General features: G+C 58.4%; 19 protein-coding genes. 6 read left to right on the forward strand and 13 right to left on the reverse strand.

Annotation, left to right across the window (positions count from 1 at the left end; translation table 11 throughout):
- Positions 1-238 precede the first annotated feature (238 nt).
- Both ghxP and IM284_RS13270 read left to right on the forward strand, forming a co-directional pair.
- Entirely contained in the window at positions 239-1,588 is a 1,350-nt protein-coding gene (ghxP, locus tag IM284_RS13265) for a guanine/hypoxanthine transporter GhxP (protein ID WP_028015179.1), read from the forward strand.
- Between the two features lie 153 nt (positions 1,589-1,741).
- A complete protein-coding gene (locus IM284_RS13270; RefSeq protein WP_028015180.1) occupies positions 1,742-3,388 on the forward strand; it encodes a Na+/H+ antiporter in 1,647 nt (548 codons plus the stop codon).
- Positions 3,389-3,469: 81 nt separating this feature from the next.
- Here the strand turns inward: IM284_RS13270 and IM284_RS13275 are convergent, their stop codons facing one another.
- Positions 3,470-4,357: a LysR family transcriptional regulator gene (locus IM284_RS13275; protein ID WP_041911529.1), complete on the reverse strand. Its 888-nt coding sequence runs from the start codon at positions 4,355-4,357 to the stop codon at positions 3,470-3,472.
- A gap of 102 nt (positions 4,358-4,459) precedes the next feature.
- On the opposite strand from IM284_RS13275, the gene IM284_RS13280 reads away from it, so the two are divergent.
- Entirely contained in the window at positions 4,460-4,870 is a 411-nt protein-coding gene (locus IM284_RS13280) for a CidA/LrgA family protein (RefSeq protein WP_047366861.1), read from the forward strand.
- Entirely contained in the window at positions 4,863-5,552 is a 690-nt protein-coding gene (locus IM284_RS13285) for an LrgB family protein (RefSeq protein ID WP_045630755.1), read from the forward strand. Before IM284_RS13280 ends, IM284_RS13285 begins: the two co-directional genes overlap by 8 nt.
- A 32-nt stretch (positions 5,553-5,584) precedes the next feature.
- Here IM284_RS13285 and actP read toward each other — a convergent pair whose 3' ends face one another.
- The 3 genes from actP to acs all read right to left on the reverse strand — a co-directional run bounded on the left by actP (position 5,585) and on the right by acs (position 9,638).
- Complete coding sequence (gene actP / locus IM284_RS13290) at positions 5,585-7,234, reverse strand: cation/acetate symporter ActP (RefSeq protein ID WP_047366862.1); 1,650 nt, start codon at positions 7,232-7,234, stop codon at positions 5,585-5,587.
- Positions 7,231-7,545: a DUF485 domain-containing protein gene (locus IM284_RS13295; protein ID WP_028015185.1), complete on the reverse strand. Its 315-nt coding sequence runs from the start codon at positions 7,543-7,545 to the stop codon at positions 7,231-7,233. Before IM284_RS13295 ends, actP begins: the two co-directional genes overlap by 4 nt.
- Positions 7,546-7,679: 134 nt before the next feature.
- Positions 7,680-9,638, reverse strand: a complete 1,959-nt coding sequence (gene acs / locus IM284_RS13300; protein WP_047366863.1) for an acetate--CoA ligase — start codon at positions 9,636-9,638, stop codon at positions 7,680-7,682.
- Between the two features lie 423 nt (positions 9,639-10,061).
- On the opposite strand from acs, the gene gltP reads away from it, so the two are divergent.
- Entirely contained in the window at positions 10,062-11,375 is a 1,314-nt protein-coding gene (gltP, locus tag IM284_RS13305) for a glutamate/aspartate:proton symporter GltP (RefSeq protein ID WP_028015187.1), read from the forward strand.
- Positions 11,376-11,455: 80 nt separating this feature from the next.
- Here the strand turns inward: gltP and IM284_RS13310 are convergent, their stop codons facing one another.
- The 3 genes from IM284_RS13310 to fdhF form a co-directional block, all read right to left on the reverse strand.
- Positions 11,456-12,130 (reverse strand): tetratricopeptide repeat protein, encoded by a 675-nt coding sequence (locus IM284_RS13310; protein ID WP_045261055.1) that lies wholly within the window; start codon positions 12,128-12,130, stop codon positions 11,456-11,458.
- Between the two features lie 121 nt (positions 12,131-12,251).
- Positions 12,252-12,404 carry a Hok/Gef family protein gene (locus IM284_RS13315; RefSeq protein WP_047366864.1) on the reverse strand — a complete coding sequence of 51 codons (153 nt, stop codon included), beginning with the start codon at positions 12,402-12,404 and terminating at the stop codon, positions 12,252-12,254.
- 320 nt (positions 12,405-12,724) lie between these two features.
- Positions 12,725-14,872 carry a formate dehydrogenase subunit alpha gene (gene fdhF, locus IM284_RS13320; protein WP_080350978.1) on the reverse strand — a complete coding sequence of 716 codons (2,148 nt, stop codon included), beginning with the start codon at positions 14,870-14,872 and terminating at the stop codon, positions 12,725-12,727.
- Positions 14,873-15,129: 257 nt separating this feature from the next.
- Here fdhF and IM284_RS13325 point away from each other — a divergent pair, with 257 nt between their 5' ends.
- Positions 15,130-15,861: a response regulator gene (locus tag IM284_RS13325; protein WP_048960190.1), complete on the forward strand. Its 732-nt coding sequence runs from the start codon at positions 15,130-15,132 to the stop codon at positions 15,859-15,861.
- On the opposite strand, the gene IM284_RS13330 is transcribed toward IM284_RS13325, so the two are convergent.
- Genes IM284_RS13330 through IM284_RS13355 form a run of 6 tightly spaced genes read right to left on the reverse strand, consistent with a single transcriptional unit; the run spans position 15,858 to position 21,953 of the window.
- Positions 15,858-16,862, reverse strand: coding sequence for a carbohydrate kinase family protein (locus IM284_RS13330; protein WP_047366866.1), 1,005 nt, complete (start codon positions 16,860-16,862; stop codon positions 15,858-15,860). The genes IM284_RS13325 and IM284_RS13330 overlap by 4 nt on opposite strands.
- Positions 16,862-17,722: a ketose 1,6-bisphosphate aldolase gene (locus IM284_RS13335; RefSeq protein ID WP_047366867.1), complete on the reverse strand. Its 861-nt coding sequence runs from the start codon at positions 17,720-17,722 to the stop codon at positions 16,862-16,864. Before IM284_RS13335 ends, IM284_RS13330 begins: the two co-directional genes overlap by 1 nt.
- 10 nt (positions 17,723-17,732) lie before the next feature.
- Positions 17,733-18,419 carry a D-lyxose/D-mannose family sugar isomerase gene (locus tag IM284_RS13340; protein WP_047366868.1) on the reverse strand — a complete coding sequence of 229 codons (687 nt, stop codon included), beginning with the start codon at positions 18,417-18,419 and terminating at the stop codon, positions 17,733-17,735.
- 49 nt (positions 18,420-18,468) lie between these two features.
- The gene (locus IM284_RS13345) at positions 18,469-19,410 is read right to left on the reverse strand and encodes an ABC transporter substrate-binding protein (RefSeq protein ID WP_047366869.1); all 942 of its coding nucleotides are present in this window, start codon (positions 19,408-19,410) and stop codon (positions 18,469-18,471) included.
- Positions 19,411-19,440: 30 nt separating this feature from the next.
- The gene (locus tag IM284_RS13350) at positions 19,441-20,436 is read right to left on the reverse strand and encodes a ribose ABC transporter permease (RefSeq protein WP_047366870.1); all 996 of its coding nucleotides are present in this window, start codon (positions 20,434-20,436) and stop codon (positions 19,441-19,443) included.
- The gene (locus IM284_RS13355; protein WP_028015199.1) at positions 20,433-21,953 is read right to left on the reverse strand and encodes a sugar ABC transporter ATP-binding protein; all 1,521 of its coding nucleotides are present in this window, start codon (positions 21,951-21,953) and stop codon (positions 20,433-20,435) included. Before IM284_RS13355 ends, IM284_RS13350 begins: the two co-directional genes overlap by 4 nt.
- Positions 21,954-22,060 lie beyond the last annotated feature (107 nt).

Consider the following 22,060-nt stretch of genomic DNA (forward strand, 5'->3'; position numbering starts at 1 on the left):
CGTCATAAGTGAATTTTAGCGAAAAACGACAAAGTTCAGTTGAAAAGGGCGGGTATTAGGCTGGATAATCGTTTGCCTTAATTTGACCACCCGTTTTATAAGCGCGGAGCTAAACGTTTGCTTTTTTTGTGACGCCCTTTCGTCGCAAACGCAACATACGGATTTGACGTTTTAGCTGGCAGCGGTGTCTCCACCACGCTTATGGACGTTCTATAAAAACTCTCAGGGGATGTTTTCTATGTCTACGCCATCTGCGCGTACCGGCGGTTCACTTGACGCCATGTTTAAAATTTCGGCTCGTGGCAGCACCGTGCGCCAGGAAGTCGTTGCCGGTCTGACCACGTTTCTGGCGATGGTTTACTCCGTCATCGTGGTGCCGGGCATGCTGGGCAAGGCGGGCTTCCCGCCTGCGGCTGTCTTTGTCGCCACCTGCCTGGTGGCTGGCGTGGGCTCCATCGTAATGGGCCTGTGGGCGAACCTGCCGCTGGCGATTGGTTGCGCCATCTCTTTGACCGCCTTTACCGCGTTCAGTCTGGTGCTGGGCCAGCAGATCAGCGTACCGGTTGCCCTCGGCGCCGTGTTCCTGATGGGCGTACTGTTTACCGTTATTTCTGCCACCGGCATCCGTAGCTGGATTTTGCGCAACCTGCCGCAGGGCGTGGCGCACGGAACCGGTATCGGTATCGGCCTGTTCTTGCTGCTGATCGCTGCCAATGGCGTGGGTCTGGTCATCAAGAACCCGCTGGACGGCCTGCCGGTAGCGCTCGGTCATTTCGCGAGCTTCCCGGTCATTATGTCGCTCATCGGTCTGGCGGTGATTATCGGCCTGGAAAAACTGAAGGTGCCGGGCGGCATTTTGCTGACCATTATTGGCATTTCTATTGTCGGCCTGATTTTCGATCCGACCGTTCACTTCTCCGGTATTTTCGCCATGCCGTCGCTGAGCGATGACAAAGGCAACTCCCTGATCGGCAGCCTGGATATCGTCGGCGCGCTGAACCCGGTGATCCTGCCAAGCGTGCTGGCGCTGGTGATGACCGCGGTATTTGACGCCACCGGTACCATTCGCGCGGTGGCCGGTCAGGCCAACCTGCTGGATAAAGACGGTCAGATTATTGATGGCGGCAAAGCGCTGACCACCGACTCCCTGAGCAGCGTCTTCTCTGGTCTGGTGGGGGCGGCGCCTGCGGCGGTGTACATCGAATCTGCAGCGGGTACGGCGGCAGGCGGTAAAACCGGCCTGACGGCCATCACCGTCGGCGTGCTGTTCCTGCTGATCCTGTTCCTCTCTCCGCTCTCCTACCTGGTGCCTGCGTATGCGACCGCGCCAGCGCTGATGTACGTCGGCCTGCTGATGCTGAGCAACGTGGCGAAAATCGATTTTGCGGACTTCGTGGATGCGATGTCCGGCCTGATTACCGCAGTGTTTATCGTCCTGACCTGTAACATCGTGACCGGCATCATGATCGGTTTCGCGTCGCTGGTGATTGGTCGTCTGGTTTCCGGAGAGTGGCGCAAGCTGAACATCGGCACCGTGGTGATCGCCGTTGCGTTGGTCGCCTTCTACGCGGGCGGCTGGGCAATCTGAGTTATCCATTGATGCGAAAACGGGTGGCTCAGGCCGCCCGTTTTTATTTTCAGGACTCATCCCGTTGCCTTTTGCGTTACTCTGGAGAGGATAGAATAAGAGGCACGACGCCTCAGGTTTGGCTTAAAAAGAAACACAGCAAACAGGGAACGCATGGAAATTTTCTTCACAATACTCATCATGACCCTTGTGGTCTCATTATCCGGGGTGGTTACACGCGTACTGCCCTTCCAGGTCCCCCTGCCTTTAATGCAAATAGCCATCGGCGCGCTGCTTGCGTGGCCGACGTTCGGTCTGCACGTGGAGTTCGATCCGGAACTGTTCCTCGTGCTGTTTATCCCGCCGCTGCTGTTTGCCGATGGGTGGAAAACGCCGACGCGCGAATTTCTTGAGCACGGGCGAGAGATCTTCGGCCTGGCGCTGGCGCTGGTGGTCGTTACCGTGGTCGGGATTGGTTTCCTGATCTACTGGGCCGTACCGGGTATCCCGTTAATTCCCGCCTTTGCGCTGGCCGCCGTGCTGTCGCCGACCGACGCCGTGGCCCTTTCCGGCATTGTGGGTGAAGGGCGCATTCCGAAGAAAATAATGGGCATTTTGCAGGGCGAGGCGTTGATGAACGACGCTTCCGGCCTGGTGGCCCTGAAGTTTGCCGTGGCGGTAGCCATGGGCACCATGGTCTTTACCATTGGTGGCGCGACCCTGGAATTCTTCAAGGTGGCGATTGGCGGTATTCTCGCGGGCTTCGTGGTGAGCTGGCTGTACGGTCGTTCGCTGCGCTTCCTCAGCCGCTGGGGCGGCGATGAACCGGCGACACAAATCGTTCTGCTGTTCCTGCTGCCGTTTGCCTCTTACCTTATCGCTGAACATATCGGCGTCTCGGGCATTCTGGCTGCGGTAGCCGCGGGGATGACCATCACCCGCTCCGGCGTGATGCGCCGCGCGCCGCTGGCGATGCGCCTGCGCGCCAACAGCACCTGGGCGATGCTGGAGTTTGTCTTTAACGGCATGGTCTTCCTGCTGCTGGGCCTGCAGCTGCCGGGCATTATGGAATCCTCGCTGATCGCGGCGGAGGCGGATCCAAACGTTGAAGTCTGGATGCTGTTTACCGATATCGTGCTGATCTACATGGCATTAATGCTGGTGCGTTTCGGCTGGCTGTGGACGATGAAAAAGTTCAGCGTCCGCTTCCTGACCAAAAAGCCGATGGAGTTCGGCTCCTGGACCACGCGCGAGCTGCTGATTGCCTCCTTCGCGGGCGTACGCGGGGCGATAACCCTCGCCGGTGTGCTCTCTATTCCGCTGCTGCTGCCGACGGGCGACGTCTTCCCGGCGCGCTACGAGCTGGTGTTCCTGGCGGCGGGCGTGATTCTCTTCTCGCTGTTTGTCGGCGTGATTATGCTGCCGATTTTACTCCAGCACATTGATGCCGGTGACTCGACCCAACAGCACAAAGAGGAGCGGATAGCCCGTGCGGCGACGGCAGAAGTCGCGATTGTCGCCATTGAGAAGATGGAGGAGCGTCTGGCTGCCGATGCCGAAGAGAACATTGATAACCAGCTGCTGAAGGAAGTCAGTTCACGCGTGATTGGTAATTTGCGCCGTCGTGCTGACGGACGTAACGACGTGGAAAGCTCGCTGCAGGAAGAGAACCTCGAGCGTCGTTTCCGCCTGGCGGCGCTGCGCTCCGAGCGTGCCGAGCTGTATCACCTGCGCGCGACGCGTCAGATCAGCAACGAGACGCTGCAAAAGCTGCTGCACGATCTGGACCTGTTAGAAGCGCTGTTAATAGAGAATCAGTAGCGCGTTGTTGCCCGGTGGCGCTACGCTTACCGGGCCTACATTTGAACCGTAGGCCGGATAAGGCGAAGCCGCCACCCGGCACTATTCAGACCGCACCCAAAACCCCTCACAACATTGCAGCCACGCCTGTGCGCTGTGCGAAAGATACACTCCTTCACGCCAAATCATCCCCAACTGCCAGTGCAGGTCACTCTCCAGCGGGATCCAGCGCAGCGTGTTTTTATCAAGCCGCTCGCAGATCGGCTGTGGCAGAATGGCAATTCCCACGCCCGCCTGCACCATTGCCGCGAGGAAATCCCACTGGCCGCTGCGTACCGCAATACGCGGCTTCACGTTATGGTGGTTAAACAGAGTCATCAACTGGCGGCTTAAGGCGAAGTCTTCGTTGTAGATCAGCAGCGGGTGTTCGCCGAGCAGATCGGGCTTCACTGAGTCTATCTTCAGCCAGTCGCCGGAGCGGGGCACCAGCACGCACAGTGGATGGCTGAACAGCGGCAGCGTTGCCAGCCCACTCTCTTCCTCCACGGGAAGGGCCGTCATCGCCACGTCCAGCTCGCCGTTGATCACCGCCTGCTGCACGGTCAGGCCGCCAAACTCAGATATTTTAAGCTCAACGCCGGGGTAGCGCTGGCGGAACAGGCTTATCGGCCCGGCCATCATCATGCCAACCATCGGCGGAATGCCGAGCCGCAGCAGACCTTTCGTCAGGTGGTTGATGTCCGCAAGCTCGGCCTCAAGCTGGCGAAACTCCGCCAGGATCGCCAGCCCGCGCTCGAACACCACGCGTCCGGTATCGGTCAGCAGCAGCTTGCGTCCGTCGCGGATCAGCAGGGTGCAGTTCAGCTCGTCTTCGAGGTTTTTCAGCATTTTGCTGATGGTTGGCTGGGTAACGAACAACTTCTCCGCTGCGCGGGTAAAACTTTGCTGGCGAACCACCTCGACAAAATAGCGCAGCGTTCTTATGTCCATGATTATTCCTCGAAACTATACCTTCGATGATTTTAATTCATTTCAGTCGATGACGTACGCTCACTATACTGGCGCCTCGTCTCAATTCTGAGGAAAAAAACCATGGCCGTGGCGTTAAGCCGTGTTACGCCTGCCGTTGTGCAACGACTCCAGGTACCAGTTCAGGTACTGCTCTACGCGGGACTGTTTGTTTTTGCGGAATACCTTGTCGACTGGCTGCACCTGCCTTTACCCGCCAACCTGGTGGGAATGGTGCTGATGCTGGTGCTGATCCTCTGCCGCGCGTTGCCCCTCAGCTGGGTGCGCGCCGGCGCGCGCTGGCTGCTGGCGGAGATGCTGCTGTTCTTCGTTCCGGCCGTGGTGGCGGTGGTGAACTATGCGCAGCTGCTGATGGTCGACGGCTGGCGCATCTTCACGGTTATTGCCCTGAGCACGCTGATGGTGCTGGGTGCCACCGCCTGGGTGGTGGATAAGGTGTACCGGTTCGAAATCAGCAGGCAAAAGCATGACTAACTTTCAGATAAGCGTGTTGTGCCTGATCGTGACGGTCGCCATCTACTTTGCCAACAAACGCCTGTATCGCCGCTTTCGCACGCTGCCGCTGATGCCGCTGGTCTTCACGCCGATCCTGCTGGTGCTGATGCTGGTCTTCGGCCATATCTCCTGGCAGAACTACATTGGTGAATCCCACTGGCTGCTGTGGCTGCTCGGCCCGGCGACTATCGCCTTTGCGGTGCCGGTGTATGACAACCTGGCGATTATCAAACGCCACTGGATGTCGCTCAGCGCGGGCGTCGTCACCGCGACGGTGGTGGCGGTCTGTAGCTCCGTCTGGCTGGCGCGGCTGTTTACCCTCTCCGATGAAATTCAGCGCAGCCTGGCCGTGCGCTCGGTGACCACGCCGTTTGCGCTGGCGGCCGCCAAACCGCTCGGCGGGCAGCCGGACCTGGTGGCGCTGTTTGTGGTGGTGACGGGCGTCTTTGGCATGGCGGTGGGAGATGTACTGTTCCTGCGGCTCTCTATCCGTGAAGGGATGGCGAAAGGAGCAGGGTTTGGCGCGGCATCTCACGGGGCAGGCACGGCGCGTTCGTATGAACTCGGTCAGCAGGAGGGCGTGGTGGCAAGCCTGGTGATGATGCTCTCGGGCGTGACGATGGTGTTAATTGCGCCGCTGGTGGCGTGGGTGATGTTTTAAGCTCCCCGGCCAGAGCAACCGGGGAGAAAGGCTTAGTGTGCGCGGCCCTGCTCAACGCCGAGGCCGGTTTGTGAGCGGATAAACTGGGCGCGGAATTTCTCACGCTCCAGGTTACCCTCCGGCGAGTTGTCGGTAGCCGAGAAGACCCAGATACCGATAAACGCCACGGCAATGGAGAACAGCGCCGGGTACTCGTACGGGAAGATAGCGCTTTCGTGACCGAGGATCTGCACCCAGATGGTCGGGCCGAGGATCATCAGAATTACCGCTGTCAGCAGGCCGAGCCAGCCGCCTATCATCGCCCCACGGGTGGTCAGTTTGGACCAGTACATGGAGAGCAGAATGATTGGGAAGTTACAGCTTGCCGCAATTGAGAAGGCCAGTCCCACCATAAAGGCGATGTTCTGCTTCTCAAACAGGATCCCCAGCAGAATAGCGACCACGCCCAGCACCAGCACGGTGATTTTGGAAACCTTCAGCTCGTCGCGCTCGCTCGCGCCTTTACGGAAGACGTTGGCGTAGAGGTCGTGCGATACCGCAGACGCGCCCGCCAGCGTCAGCCCGGCGACCACCGCAAGGATGGTGGCGAAGGCCACGGCGGAGATAAAGCCGAGGAACAGGTTGCCGCCCACCGCGTCGGCCAGGTGCACCGCCGCCATGTTGTTACCGCCAATCAGCGCACCCGCCGCGTCTTTAAACGCCGGGTTCGCGCCCACCAGCATGATCGCGCCGAAGCCGATAATGAAGGTAAGAATGTAGAAGTAGCCCATGAAACCGGTGGCGTAGAAGACGCTCTTACGCGCTTCACGCGCGTCTGACACCGTGAAGAAACGCATCAGAATGTGCGGCAGGCCAGCGGTACCAAACATCAGGCCGAGACCGAGAGAGAGCGCGGAGATCGGATCTTTCACCAGCCCGCCCGGGCTCATGATCGCTTCTCCTTTCGGGTGGACAGCCATCGCTTCGGTGAACAGGTTATTGAAGCTGAAGCCGACGTGTTTCATCACCATAAAGGCCATAAAGCTCGCGCCGAACAGCAGCAGTACGGCTTTGATGATCTGCACCCAGGTGGTGGCCAGCATGCCGCCGAACAGAACGTACATCACCATCAGCACGCCCACCAGCACCACCGCGACGTGGTAGTTCAGGCCAAACAGCAGTTCGATAAGCTTGCCCGCGCCCACCATCTGGGCGATCAGATACAGCGCCACCACCACCAGCGAGCCGCAGGCGGAGAGGGTACGAATCGGCCCCTGCTTCAGGCGATAGGATGCCACGTCAGCGAAGGTGTAACGTCCCAGGTTGCGCAAGCGCTCGGCAATCAGGAACAGAATAATCGGCCAGCCGACAAGGAAGCCGAGGGAGTAGATCAGGCCGTCATAGCCGGAGGTGTACACCAGCGCGGAGATCCCGAGGAACGAGGCGGCGGACATAAAGTCACCCGCAATCGCCAGGCCGTTCTGGAAGCCGGTAATGTTGCCGCCCGCAGTGTAGTAATCGTTACGGGAGCGAACGCGTTTCGACGCCCAGTACGTAATGTACAGCGTCAGCACCACGAAAATCAGGAACATGATAATCGCCTGCCAGTTGGTTGGCTGACGCTGTACCTCGCCGGTAATGGCATCCGCCGCGTGGGCGGCAAAGGGAAGTGTGGCGGCTAGCGCCGTCAGGATTCGCTTCATGATGCTTTTACCTCTTGCAGTACCGCTTTATTAAGACGATCGAACTCACCGTTCGCGCGCCAGACGTAGACGCCGGTCAGCACAAACGAAATCACGATCACGCCAATGCCAATGGGGATACCGCGCGTCACGCTGGTGCCCTCATGTAACGGGGTGCCCAGCCAGTGCGGCGCAAAGGCGATCAGCAGAATAAAGCCGACATAGATAATCAGCATGATGATGGAAAGGGTGAAGGCAAACCGTTGCCGCTTATCGACGAGCTCCCTGTAGTGCGCACTATTCTCTATCTGCTGACAAATATCGTTATTCATCACAGAAATCTCCAGAGGTAAGGTTGGTTTGTTTTATCCCCTCTCCCCTATGGGGAGAGGGTTAGGGTGAGGGGAGGAAGGTGCGGTCTAATGCCCTCACCCCGGCCCTCTCCCACGGGGAGAGGGAGAAAACACTACGATGGCATTGCGATGGCCTGCTTCTCTTCGAGCAGTTTGTCCACCACGCCAGGATCGGCAAGCGTTGAGGTATCGCCGAGGTTGCTGGTATCGCCTGCCGCGATTTTGCGCAGGATACGGCGCATAATCTTGCCGGAACGGGTTTTCGGCAGCGAGTCTGTCCAGTGCAGTACGTCCGGCGTGGCAAGCGGGCCAATCTCTTTACGTACCCAGTTGCGCACCTCGGTATACAGCTCCGGCGACGGCTCTTCACCGTGGTTCAGGGTGACGTAGGCGTAGATCGCCTGGCCCTTGATGTTGTGAGGAATGCCGACCACCGCCGCTTCGGCAATCTTCGGATGCGACACCAGCGCGGACTCAATTTCTGCCGTACCCAGACGGTGGCCGGAAACGTTCAGCACGTCGTCCACGCGTCCGGTGATCCAGTAATAACCGTCTTCATCCCGGCGCGCGCCGTCGCCGCTGAAGTACATGTTTTTAAAGGTCGAGAAGTAGGTCTGCTCGAAGCGCTCGTGATCGCCAAACAGCGTGCGCGCCTGGCCCGGCCAGGAGTCTGTGATCACCAGGTTACCCTCGGTGGCGCCTTCCTGCGGATTACCTTCGTTATCCACCAGCGCAGGCTGCACGCCGAAGAACGGACGGGTTGCCGAGCCGGCCTTCAGCTGCGTGGCACCCGGCATTGGGGTGATCATGAAGCCGCCGGTTTCGGTCTGCCACCAGGTGTCCATCACCGGGCACTTCTCGTTACCGATTTTCTTCCAGTACCACTCCCAGGCTTCCGGGTTGATGGGCTCGCCCACGGAGCCGAGGATGCGCAATGAGGAGCGGTCGGTGCCCTCGATGGCCTTATCGCCTTCCGCCATTAACGCGCGGATCGCCGTTGGCGCGGTGTAAAGAATGTTGACCTGGTGCTTATCGACCACCTGACACATGCGCGCCGGGGTCGGCCAGTTCGGTACGCCCTCAAACATCAGCGTCGTTGCGCCGCAGGCCAGCGGGCCGTACAGCAGGTAGCTGTGTCCGGTGACCCAGCCCACGTCGGCGGTACACCAGTAGATGTCGCCCGGATGGTAGTCGAAGACGTATTTAAAGGTGGTGGCCGCATAGACCAGATAGCCGCCGGTGGTGTGCAGTACGCCTTTCGGTTTACCGGTTGAGCCGGAGGTGTAAAGAATAAACAGCGGATCTTCCGCGTTCATCTCTTCCGGCTGATGCTGGTCGCTCGCTTTTTCAATCAGGTCGCTCCACCACAGGTCACGCCCCTCGTGCCAGTCGATCTTGCCGCCGGTACGCTTGAGGACAATGACGTTATTGATGGATTTTACGTTCGGGTTTTTCAGCGCTTCATCGACGTTTTTCTTCAGCGGAATACCGCGCCCGGCGCGTACGCCCTCGTCGGCGGTGATCACCAGCTTCGAGTTCGAGTCAACGATGCGCCCGGCAACCGCTTCAGGGGAGAAGCCGCCGAAGATGACGGAGTGGATCGCGCCGATACGCGCGCAGGCGAGCATAGCTACTGCCGCTTCCGGCACCATCGGCATGTAGATCGCCACCACGTCGCCTTTTTTAATCCCCTGGTCCAGCAGCACGTTGGCGAAGCGGCAGACGTCGCGGTGCAGCTCTTTATAAGAGATATGTTTGCTCTGAGAGGCATCGTCGCCTTCCCAGATAATGGCCGTTTCGTTGCCGCGTTCGGCAAGATGGCGGTCCAGGCAGTTCGCCGCCAGGTTCAGCGTGCCGTCTTCATACCATTTAATGGAGACGTTGCCTGGCGCGAAAGAGGTATTCTTCACCTTCTGATAAGGTTTGATCCAGTCAAGGATGTGACCCTGCTCGCCCCAGAAGGCGTCCGGGCTGGTAACAGATTGCTGATATTTCTCGTGGTACTGCTCCGGGGTGATCAGGCAACGGTCCGCAATGTTTGCGGGAATGTCGTGTTTGTGTATTTGGCTCATGGCTTTTTTTCTCCTTGTAAGATGTTAATAATATGTCGCAAAAACGTTAATAGTAGGGGCTTTACAAGCTTTGTTTAGTATTTGGGCGACAGATCACGCATTGTTTGAACAGGTTGAAAATTGAGCGAATGAAACTTTGAAGGGAAATAATTCACGATGCCGATTATTCACAATTCTTTATAAAAAAGCGTTTTTATAACAAAAGGTTATTTATCAGAATTATGACAAACTCGCGTCATAACCGCTTTTGATAGTGAAATGCGTCGTTCTTTAAGGCTTGCGCAACAGGTCGTGCAAATGATACTCATACGCCGCGTTAAAAAATCCCATAAACCAACGCAACACAATTCATACCCTTTCAGTATGTCTCCATATTCATGCAGTTTTGCTGGTGCGGAGATTTCATTGAGGAAGTCAGTTTCTATGAAAAATTTGAAAGTCAGCCTGGCCTGGCAGATCCTGCTGGCCCTTGTGCTGGGCATCTTGCTGGGCAGTTATCTTCATTATCATAGCGACAGCCGCGAGTGGCTGATTGCGAACCTGCTCTCTCCGGCAGGCGATATTTTTATTCATCTGATTAAGATGATTGTGGTGCCTATTGTGATCTCGACGCTGGTGGTCGGTATCGCGGGCGTCGGCGATGCGAAGCAGTTAGGCCGCATTGGCGCGAAAACTATTCTCTATTTCGAAGTGATCACCACGGTTGCGATTATCCTCGGCATAACGCTGGCGAACGTATTCCAGCCAGGCTCCGGGATCGATATGTCGCAGCTGGCGACGGTGGATATTTCGAAATACCAAAGCACCACCGCTGACGTGCAGAGCCATTCCCACGGTCTGATGGGGACTATCCTGTCGCTGGTGCCGACCAACATCATTGCTTCCATGGCGAAAGGCGAGATGCTGCCGATCATCTTCTTCTCGGTGCTGTTTGGTCTGGGGCTCTCCTCCCTGCCGGCAACACACCGTGAGCCGCTGGTCACCGTGTTCCGCTCAATCTCCGAAACCATGTTCAAAGTGACCCACATGGTGATGCGCTACGCGCCGGTTGGGGTGTTCGCGCTTATCGCCGTGACCGTGGCGAACTTTGGTTTTGCCTCCCTGTGGCCGCTGGCGAAGCTGGTGATCCTGGTGCACTTCGCCATTCTGTTCTTCGCGCTGGTGGTGCTGGGGATTGTGGCGCGCCTGTGCGGGCTGAGTATCTGGATCCTGATCCGCATCCTGAAGGATGAACTGATTCTGGCGTACTCCACCGCAAGCTCTGAGAGCGTGCTGCCGCGCATCATTGAGAAGATGGAGGCGTACGGTGCGCCAGCGTCGATAACGAGCTTCGTGGTGCCGACCGGCTACTCCTTTAACCTGGATGGCTCGACGTTGTACCAGAGTATTGCGGCGATCTTTATCGCGCAGCTGTACGGCATTGACCTGTCGCTGTGGCAGGAGATCGTACTGGTTCTGACGCTGATGGTGACCTCAAAGGGCATCGCAGGCGTGCCGGGCGTCTCCTTCGTGGTGCTGCTGGCGACGCTGGGCAGCGTGGGTATTCCGCTGGAAGGCCTGGCGTTTATCGCCGGTGTGGACCGTATCCTCGATATGGCGCGTACGGCGCTTAACGTGGTGGGTAACGCGCTGGCGGTGCTGGTTATCGCCAAGTGGGAACACAAATTCGACCGTAAAAAAGCGCTGGCGTATGAACGCGAAGTGCTGGGTCGTTTTGATAAGACGGCTGACCAGTAACATCCTAAGCCCGGTGGCGCTGCGCTTACCGGGCCTACGGGTTTTGTAGGCCGGGTAAGGCGACGCCGCCACCCGGCACGTTATTCTCCGCTCAACGCATCAAACTCTTCACACCCCGTATCAAACCCTTCGGTACAGCTCAGGTTTAGCCAGTAGAGCGCTTTCTGCTTATTCGGCGTGATAAAGCCTTTCTCACCCTGCTGGAACAGCATTCCTGCCCAGTATTCCGCATAGCCCGTACGTGACAGCGACGAGCTACGCTTAAACCATGACGCCGCCTGTACGTCATCCTGCGGCACCTCTACGCCGTTGGCATAAATCAGCCCCAGCAGCAGCTGCGCATCGACCGCCGAGTCGTTGTCGATATCTTCGGCCGCCGTTTGCAGGAGCTTGATGGCCTGAGGATAGTCGGTTTTACCCGCCTGCGTGTTCACCATAATACGCGCCAGCATAATCGTGCCGCGCTTGCTGCCGGCGATGGTGGCCTGCTGCGCCAGCGCTTTAGCCTGAGCGTAATCCCCCTGCGTAAAGAGGATCTGCGAGAGTAACCCCATGGCGTCGACATCACCGCCTTTTGCGGCTTTCTCGGCCCACAGCGCTGCCTGCTTTCTGTCACCGGAGCTGAAGTAGGTATCGGCGAGATAATACTGGGCGCGGGCATCGCCGGCTTCCGCCTGCTTCTGATACTGGCTGCCTATCTCATCCGCGCGGGCGAACGACGTAAAAAATAATAACAACAGAAAAATGGCTTTCATGGATTCTTATCATCTGGGTACACGCCGCGCAGTATAATCGCGGTAGCAAAAGAAAAAAATGGGTGCATTAAGACCTCAGCATCCCACAAGCCGGGCGAAACCGTGGTTTCGCCCGTAGAGGTTAGCCTGCCACGCAGGCTAATTTCGCCGCCACCTCCTGATGTTCACTCTTTATTGAAAACTCGTACAGTCTACCGCGAGTAATAAAGGTAAATATCACTATCGTCAGGCAGATAATAAAGACGATGCCTAACGCAGTTTTTAATGGCGTCATGCCTTTTACTCCTTGTCAAAAAAAGAATAAGAGGCTACTCTCAACCTGTTGGTAGTTGAGGGGTAGCCTCGGGTGAATGAAAATTTCCCGGGGCTTTCCACTTTCTGTCCCTCAACAATGCTCAAGACAGAAAGTCTTTAGCACCCGCCGCACATCTTATCCTTCTGAATTAAAATGCAAAGATGTAATTCTGTTCTGCGCGAATTACATTATTTTGCGAGCCGATTTCCAGAATAATAATTTATATTTTTAATGTTTTAAGCGGAAATAAAAAGGGAGTGAATAACTCACTCCCTTTATTCAACGATTAATTAACGGCTTCAACCCATTGCGCTTTCACGCAGCCGTGCTTTCAGCTTGTTATATTCGTCGATCACATACTGTTCCGCCGCGTGCTGATCCGCAATCGGCTCAACGTTGACGGCGCAGTATTTGTACTCCGGCGTTTTGGTTATCGGGCTGAGGTTCTCCGTCACCAGCTCGTTACAGGCACCAATCCACCACTGGTAGGTCATATAGACCGCCCCTTTGTTTGGACGGTCGCTGACCTGCGCGCGGGTAATGATGCGGCCTTTGCGCGAATTCACCCACACCAGCGCTTCATCCTCAATGCCGAGGCGCTCCGCATCGGCGGTGTTGATCTGCGCGTAGCCCGGTTCGTCCGCCAGCGCCGCCAGCGCGGCGCAGTTGCCGGTCATCGAACGGCAGGAGTAGTGGCCTACTTCACGCACGGTAGAGAGCACCATCGGGTATTCGTCGGTGAGTTTATCGATCGGCGCAACCCAGTCGCAGGTGAAGAACTGCGCCAGCCCGTTCGGGGTGTCAAATTTCTCTTTAAAGAGATACGACGTCCCCTGGTCGGCCTCCGACTCGTCCCGGCACGGCCACTGGATGTAGCCCAGCTCACCCATTTTTTCATAGGTTGCCCCATAAAAGTCCGGGCACAGGTGTCGCAGCTCGTCCCAGATCTCCTGGGTGTTGTTGTAGTGCATCGGGTAGCCCATGCGGGTGGCGATTTCGCTGATGATCTGCCAGTCCGTTTTCAAATCCCACTTCGGCTCGACCGCCTTAAAGAAGCGCTGGAAGCCGCGGTCCGCCGCCGTGTAGACGCCTTCATGCTCGCCCCAGGAGGTCGACGGGAGAATCACATCCGCCGCCGCCGCGGTTTTGGTCATGAAGATATCCTGGACAATCACCAGCTCCAGATCCTCAAAGCCTTTGCGCACCGCAGACAGCTCGGCGTCGGTCTGGAGCGGATCTTCACCCATGATGTAGGCCGCCCGCACTTCACCGTGCGCCGCGCGGTGCGGCAGCTCGCTGATGCGATAACCGGTGTGTGCCGGCAGGCTCTCCACGCCCCAGGCCTTCGCGAACTTCTCGCGGTTTTCCGGGTACTTCACGTACTGGTAGCCCGGATACGTGTCCGGCAGCGCGCCCATGTCGCAGGCACCCTGGACGTTATTCTGGCCGCGAACCGGGTTAACGCCGACGTGCGCTTTGCCCAGATTCCCGGTCAGCATCGCGAGGCTGGTCAGGGAGCGCACGGTTTCCACGCCCTGGTAGAACTGGGTCACGCCCATGCCCCACAGGATGGCGGCGGTTTTCGCTCCGGCATACATCCGTGCCGCCTGGCGGATCTCCTGCGCGCTCACGCCGGTTATCGCCTCTACCGACTCCGGCGTGTAGCCTTCGACAATTTTCCGGTACTCTTCAAACCCTTCCGTACGCGTGGCGACAAACGCCTGGTCGTACAGGTTCTCCTCAATAATGACGTGCCCCATCGCATTCAACAGCGCGATATTCGAGCCGTTTTTCAGCGCAATGTGCATATCCGCAATGCGCGCGGTTTCGATTTTGCGCGGATCGCAGACGATGATTTTCGCCCCGTTCTGTTTAGCGCGAATCACGTGGTTCGCGACGATAGGGTGAGAATCCGCCGGGTTATAACCGAAAATAAACACCAGATCGGTGTTATCTATCTCATTGATAGCATTACTCATTGCGCCGTTACCGACCGACTGGTGCAGACCTGCAACCGATGGGCCGTGTCAGACGCGAGCGCAGCAGTCGACGTTATTGGTACCAATAACGGCGCGCGCGAATTTTTGCATCACATAGTTGGTTTCATTCCCGGTCCCGCGTGAGGAGCCGGTGGTCTGAATGGCATCCGGGCCATACTTGGCCTTAATGGCACTCAGGCGCGTGGCGACGTAATCCAGCGCCTCGTTCCAGGAGACGGCTTCCAGCTTGCCGCCGCGCTCGCGGCGGATCATAGGGTTTTTCAGGCGCGGGGTGAGGATTTGTGTATCGTTAATAAAATCCCAGCCGTAATACCCCTTCAGGCACAGCGTGCCCTGGTTGGTTTTCCCCTGCGCGGCCTCCGCCCGGACGATTTTGCCGTTATCGACCACCAGGTGGATCTTGCAACCTGAGGCACAATAAGGGCAAACCGTGACGACTTTTTTCATCAGTCTGCTCCAGTTAATCAAATCTTTCGCACTGACTAATGCAGCTTCTATGCCATGTTTTTAGTGGGGTTACTCACCGGCTTTACGGTGCATTCCCGGCGAAATCCCTGACGAAAAGCAGACAATCGTCAAAATTGACGTGTCGAATGAGCGGCGGATGTGACATGGGTTGAATTTCCGTCACGGAAAAATCCATTTCACTGGAGCCGACGGCAGAATGGTTCAGACTTAACATAATCCCCTGACGGAAGCATATGATGAAACCGGCGATTCTGGTGGTTGATGACGATATGGCAGTGTGTGAACTGCTGCAGGATGTGCTGAGCGAGCATGTCTTTAGCGTGCTTGTCTGCCACAACGGCCAGGATGCGCTGCGACAGGTCCAGCAGGAGCCGGCTATCGCCCTTGTTCTGCTGGATATGATGCTGCCGGACATCAACGGCCTGCAGGTTTTGCTGCAGCTGCAAAAGCAGCGCCCGGCGCTACCGGTGATCATGTTAACCGGGCTGGGCAGTGAATCAGATGTGGTGGTGGGGCTGGAGATGGGGGCTGACGATTATATTGGCAAACCGTTTAATCCACGCGTGGTGGTGGCTCGCGTTAAGGCCGTGCTGCGTCGTACCGGAGCGCTGGCAGCCGAAGCGCCGATGCCACGTGCGGCGGGGATAACCTTCAACGACTGGACGCTGGACACCGCCCGCTGTGAACTGATTGATCCGCAGCGTAACGCCGTGCCACTGACTCAGGGTGAATATGGCCTGCTGCTGGCGCTCACGCAAAATGCCCGCCGGGTACTGAGCCGCGAGCAGCTGCTTGAGCTCACCCACAGCGAAAGTACCGAGGTATTCGACCGCACGATTGACGTGTTGATCATGCGCCTGCGGCGAAAAATCGAGGTCAACCCGCATCAGCCTAAGCTCATCAAAACCATGCGCGGTCTGGGCTACGTTTTTGCCGCCGATGTGTCTCATAGCGAGAAAGCGGCCTAAGTATTCTCTTTAATAAACAGCTGCAGTTCGGCCAGCGTTTTTGCGCCGTCAATCGCATTGGCCGCCAGCAGGCTTGCCCGCGCGCAGGCGTGCGCCAGATAAATACTTTCTGTCAGCGGCAGCGATTCATGGCAGCCGTAAAAAAAGCCCGCGCAAAAGGCATCGCCCGCGCCGACGCTGCCGATAATCTCGTTCTGCTCCAGCTTCCACGACGGAACCCATCGGCCTGCTTCTCCCGGTGTTTCACCCCATGCCCCTTCCGGGCAGTGGATTACCACCCGCTGACGAACGCCTGCCGCCAGCAGCTGCGCCGCGGCATCGGCGATATGGGCGATGTTCAGCGCATCGTCGGCGTTGCGCATCTCCAGCCCGCTAAACTCACCAGCCTCGAGCTCGTTAATCACCAGATAATCCAGATGGCGCAGGGCAGGGAGTACCAGTGGCTGATAGCGCGGGTCGCCCTTGCGGGACACCAGGTCAAGGGAGGTTTCATACCCCTGCTCGCGCATCTGCGCCAGCAGCCGCGCGCTGCGGGTGCCAAACTCGTCATCCGGCATATCCAGGCTGTCGAGCAGCAGCAGGTAGCCGAGATGGAAGATCTTCATCGATCCATCGAGACGATCGAAGGCGGGAAGATCCAGCAGACGGTTGGCGCCCGGCGAGTGGAAAAAGGTGCGCTGCCCGCTGGGATCGGTCATCACCTGCGACATGGAGGTTGGGGCGAAGGTGGTGCGCTGCACGCGCTGGCGGTTGACGTGGTACTGGTCGAGCATCGCCAGAATGTAGTCCCCGTCGCCGTCTTCCCCGATCAGCCCCACCGCCTGCAGCGGCAGGCCAACGTGCATTTTCGCCAGCGTCAGCAGCACGTTGAGCGGCGCGCCGCCGGTGGAGCGTTCGCTGTGGGTGATTTCCGCCAGCCAGCCGCGCTCCGGCCACTGCACGATCTGGTGAACGTGATCCACCAGCATGTTGCCTGCGGCGATGATGCCTTTGCGTTCCATTATGCCTGCCCCGCGCTGCCGAAGATGCGCATCTGCTCGGCGACCGTATCGGTTATCGCCTCTTCTATCCCCAGCAGCAGTTCGGCAAACTCATCGTACAGCGGCTGGCGGTTCGCCATACGCTGCTCAACGGCGGCGAGCGCGGCCTGCGACATGCCGGTGTAGAAGTTGATTTTATGAATGCCCAGCTCGATGGCGCGGCGGAAGTCGGCATCGCTAATCCCGGAGCCGCCGTGCAGCACTAGCGGCAGCCCCGTCTGCTGACGAATGGCGTCCAGGCGCGGGAAATCGAGCTTCGGCTCGCCTTTGTATTTGCCGTGCGCGTTGCCGATGGCGACCGCCAGCGCGTCGATGCCGGTCTTATCGACAAACTCCCGCGCCAGCTGCGGGTCGGTAAAGAACGCTTCATCCGCATGTCCGTACAGCGCGCCGCCTTCATCCCCGCCGACCGCGCCCAGCTCCGCCTCCACCGAGACGCCCACCGCGTGGCATATCTTCACCACTTCCCGGGTCTGGCGAATGTTCTCCTCGTAGCTCAGCGTCGAGCCGTCGAACATCACCGAGCTAAACCCCAGGCGCAGGGCGCGCACGACGGCCTCGAAATGCAGGCCGTGGTCGAGATTCAGCACTACGGGAATATCGTGGCGGGCGGCTTCGAACTTAACCGCTTCGACCAGCGAATCCAGGGAAACATACTTAAAGTGCACTTCGGCGATGTTGATGATAAACGGCGAGCGTTCCTGCTTTGCGGCGGCAAACAGCGCGCGCAGAAAATGGGAGTCGAGCACGTTGAACGCGCCCAGCGCGTAGCGATGTTTCCTGGCGTGCTCAAGACCGTCGGCAAGAGAAATCAGTGGCATCATTCACTCCTTATCTCCGAAACAGGTTGTACTCGTTGCACAGCACCAGCACCGCCGGTTCGTCTTCTTCGATGTTGTTATAGCGGGCAACGGGCTGCAAAAAGTGGTTGTCGTGCTCGTCGTCATTCACCGACGACACTTCGCCCACCAGCACGTCGCCAAAGCCGCGTTCGCCCCAGAAGCTGTGATACAGACCGGGCGTGAGACAGATGCTTTCCCCTGGTGTGAGGCGCAGCTGGCTGCCGGGAGCATGGGTTTGCCGACAGCCGTCAATCGTGACGGTCACGTCGGTGTTTTCGGTCTCCTCATGCATCCCGGCATTACATAACTCAATGATCAGGTTCCCGCCGCCCCGGTTAATGATGTCTTCCCGCTTGCGCCAGTGAAAATGCATCGGCGTCACCTGGCCGTCGCGCACGTGCATGATTTTTTCGGCGTAGCATTTCTCATACGGCACGCCGTTGGGGGAGCCGTTGCGCAGGGTAAACAGCGTCAGACCCTGTGCGGCAAAGCTGTTGCTGCCGAAAGCGGTCACGTCCCAGCCGAGCTTAAGGTCGAACACTTCCTGCCACGCGGCCCGATCAAGCTGCTGCCATTTTGTGGGTGGAAAGCTGGCAAACGGCGGGAGATGCACGTCGTGCATGGAAAAGAACTGCCGCGTGTGGCCGAGGATTTCATTGATGTCGGAGCGTTTCATGGGGACTCCTTGAAAACAGTTCCCTCTCCCACCGGGAGAGGGAAAAGGATCATTTAACCGTCCACCCCTTATACGTGCCGACGTTCTTTTTATCGATCATCGTCACTGGGATCAGCACAGGCTCTTTCGGCGCAGGTTTGCCCTGCAGAATGTCATAGCCGATCTCCACCGCCTTCGCCGCCATCACCTGCGGATCCTGCGCCGGGGTCGCCACAAACAGGGAGTTTTCGCGCTTCAGCGCCTCTTCACCGTCCGGGGAACCGTCCACGCCGACGATAAAGAACTCGTTGCGCTGGGCCTGTTTCGCCGCCAGATCGGCGCCGATCGCGGTCGGATCGTTAATCGCGAACACGCCGTCGATCTTCGGATTGGCCGCCAGCAGAGAGGTCATCACTTCCAGCCCGCCTTCACGACTGCCTTTGGCATTCTGGTTGTCCGAGAGCACCTTGATCTCCGGATGTTTTTTGAATTCCGTCTGGCAGCCTTCCACGCGGTTCTGCACCGCGGAGACCGGCGGTCCGTTGATGATCACCACGTTGCCTTTGCCTTTCAGGCGGTCGGTAATGTACTTACAGGCCATTTCCCCCGCCTGGGTATTATCGGAGGTGATGGTCGCATCGGCCCCTTCCGCCGCCACGTCCACCGCCACGACCACGATCCCCGCTTCTTTGGCTCGCTTCACCGCCGGGCCGATCCCTTTGGAATCCGCAGCGTTGAGGATGATCATGTCCACCTTCGCGGCGATGAAGTTATCGATCTGCGACACCTGCTGGCCCAGATCGTAACCGCTGGAAACCAGCGTCACCTTGACGTTATCGCCAGCCAGCTTGCGTGCTTCCAGCTCGGCACCTTTGGTGATCTGCACGAAGAACGGGTTAGCCAGGTCGCCCACCGTCACGCCGATGGACTTCAGATCTTTTGCCTGCGCAAACGGCGTTGCGGCCAGCAGGGCGCCAGCACAGAGCGCGGTCACTAAGGGTTTCAAACGCATCTTGTCTTCCTCGCTTGTAGGGTATTGTTGTTATGCACTTTGATGATGTCGGGTACGGTATTTGTCGATTAGCACCGCTATGATGATCACCGCCCCTTTGATCACCAGCTGCCAGAAGTAGGAGACGCCCATCAGCGTCATGCCGTTGTTGAGGGTGGCGATGATCAGCGCCCCCACCAGCGTGCCGGTGATCGTGCCGATCCCGCCGACGAAGCTGGTGCCGCCGAGGATCACCGCCGCAATCGCATCCAACTCGTAACCCGTGCCGAGGTTGCCGTTGGCGCTGTAGAGGCGCGAGGCGCTCATCACCCCGCCGAGGCCGGAGAGCAGGCCGCTCATGCCGTAGACAAACAGCAGCACCAGCCAGACCTTGATGCCGGTTAAGCGCGCCGCCTGCATGTTGCCGCCGACCGCGTAGATATGAACGCCGAGCGTGGTGCGGCGCAGGATGAACCAGCAGATAGCGATGACCGCCAGGGCAATGACGACGAGCCACGGAATCGGGCCGAGATAGTTATTGCCGATCCACTCGAAGCTGATGCTGGAGTTAATCACCGTGGTGCCGTCCGCCAGCAGATACGCCGCGCCTCGCAGCGCCGTATAGGTGCCGAGCGTGACGATAAACGGCGGCAGCCCGGCGAAGGCCACCAGCGCGCCGTTGAACAGCCCCAGCACCATGCCGAGCATCAGCGCCGCCGGAATGGAGAGCATCGCGAATTCAGGAATAAGCGAGACCACCATCGCCGCCACCGCCGTGGTGCCGAGAATCGAGCCCACGGAGAGGTCAATCCCGCCGGTCAGAATGATGAAGGTCATCCCCGCCGCCAGCACGATGTTGATCGACGCCTGACGGGTAATGTTGAGCAGGTTACTTTCGGTAAAGAAGTTCGGGGCGATAAAGCCAAACACCGCCACAAGCAGGATTAAAATCGGCAAAATGCCGACCGTTTGCATCAGATCGCTCATCAGCATTTTTTTGGCGGAGGCGGATTTCGCCACCTGCTGCGGATGGGTTGGAGTTGTCATGATTGCACCGCCTGATGATGTGTGTCGTTCACGCCGGTTGCCAGCGTCATAATATTTTCCTGAGAGATGTCGCGCCCGTGCAGTTCACCCGCAATGCTGCCTTCCCGCATTACGTACACCCGGTCGCTCATGCCTACCACTTCCGGCAGCTCGCTGGAGATCATCAGAATCGCCACCCCCTTGCGCGCCATCTGGTTCATGATGCGGTAGATCTCGCTTTTGGCACCGACGTCTACCCCGCGCGTGGGTTCGTCGAGAATCAGAATGCGCGGGCCAATCGCCACCCAGCGCGAGATCAGCAGCTTTTGCTGGTTGCCGCCGGAGAGCCCGCCCGCGCGCACCTGAGAATGGGGCACGCGGATGTTAAGCAGGGCGATAGCATCATCGGAAATGGACTGGGCTTTTTTGCGGTTAAGCATGCCGAAGGTGGCGTCGCGCTCCAGCGTCGCCATGGTGATGTTCTCCTGCGCCGCCAGCTCCAGAAACAGCCCCTGCTCCTTGCGGTTCTCGGTGAGAAAACCAATCCCGTTTTCAATGGCCGCGCGCGGGGAGTGGATCACCACCGGCTCGCCGTCCACCTCAATCATCCCGCCGGTGGCCTTGCGCACGCCGAAAATCAACTGCGCCAGCTCGGAGCGTCCGGCCCCGACCAGCCCCGCCAGCCCGACGATTTCACCGGAGCGCACCTGCAGGCTGCACGGCTGCACTTTTTTACCGTCGGTGAGGTGGTGCACGTTGAGACGCGGGCTGCCGAGAGGGATATCGCGCTCTTTGTTGAACAGATCGCTGAGCGGGCGGCCCACCATCATCTTCACCAGTTCAGACGCGTTCAGCTTGTCGCGCGTCAGGCTGCCGACGTACTGCCCGTCGCGCAGAACGCTCACGCGGTCAGAGAGTTCATAAACTTCCGCCATGCGGTGGCTGATATAGATAATCGCCATGCCTTCATCGCGCAGGCGCAAAATCAGTTCAAACAGGCGATGGGTTTCGCGGGAGGAGAGGGCGGCGGTGGGTTCGTCCATCACCAGGATGCGGCTGTTGCGGTGCAGCGCGCGGGCGATTTCCACCTGCTGCTGCTCGGCGATGGTCAGCTTCATCACCAGGTCGGTAGCGCTGAACTGCGCGCCGAGACGGTCAATCACCGCCTGCGCCTGGGCGGCCATCTCCTTGCGCTGCACCAGCCCGCCGCGCGACAGCTCGCTGCCGAGGAAGATATTTTCAGCGACGGTCAGATTGGGGGCGAGCTGCATCTCCTGGTAAATCAGGGTAATGCCTGCGGCCAGCGCGTCCTTCGGCCCTTTGATGTGAAACGGCTGGCCGTCGATCAGGATCTCGCCGCCGGTGGCGGTATAGGCCCCCGCGAGGATCTTCATCAGCGTGCTTTTTCCCGCGCCGTTTTCCCCCATCAGCGCGTGGATCTCACCGGGGAAGACCGTCAAATCCACGCCCTTGAGCGCGTGGAAATTGCCAAAGGTTTTGGCAATGTGGCGCATCTCTAAAACCGGGGTTCTGCTCATGGCGGATCTCCTGTGAATGTCGATATCTGCACTTCATCACAGGTGCGTAAATGCAAAATGTCAGAAGCTGTTCATATTTGTCATAGTTATGAATAGCGAATGTGGAT

This window comes from Enterobacter cloacae complex sp. P12RS, assembly GCF_014895875.1.
Taxonomy (GTDB): Bacteria; Pseudomonadota; Gammaproteobacteria; order Enterobacterales; family Enterobacteriaceae; genus Enterobacter; species Enterobacter bugandensis.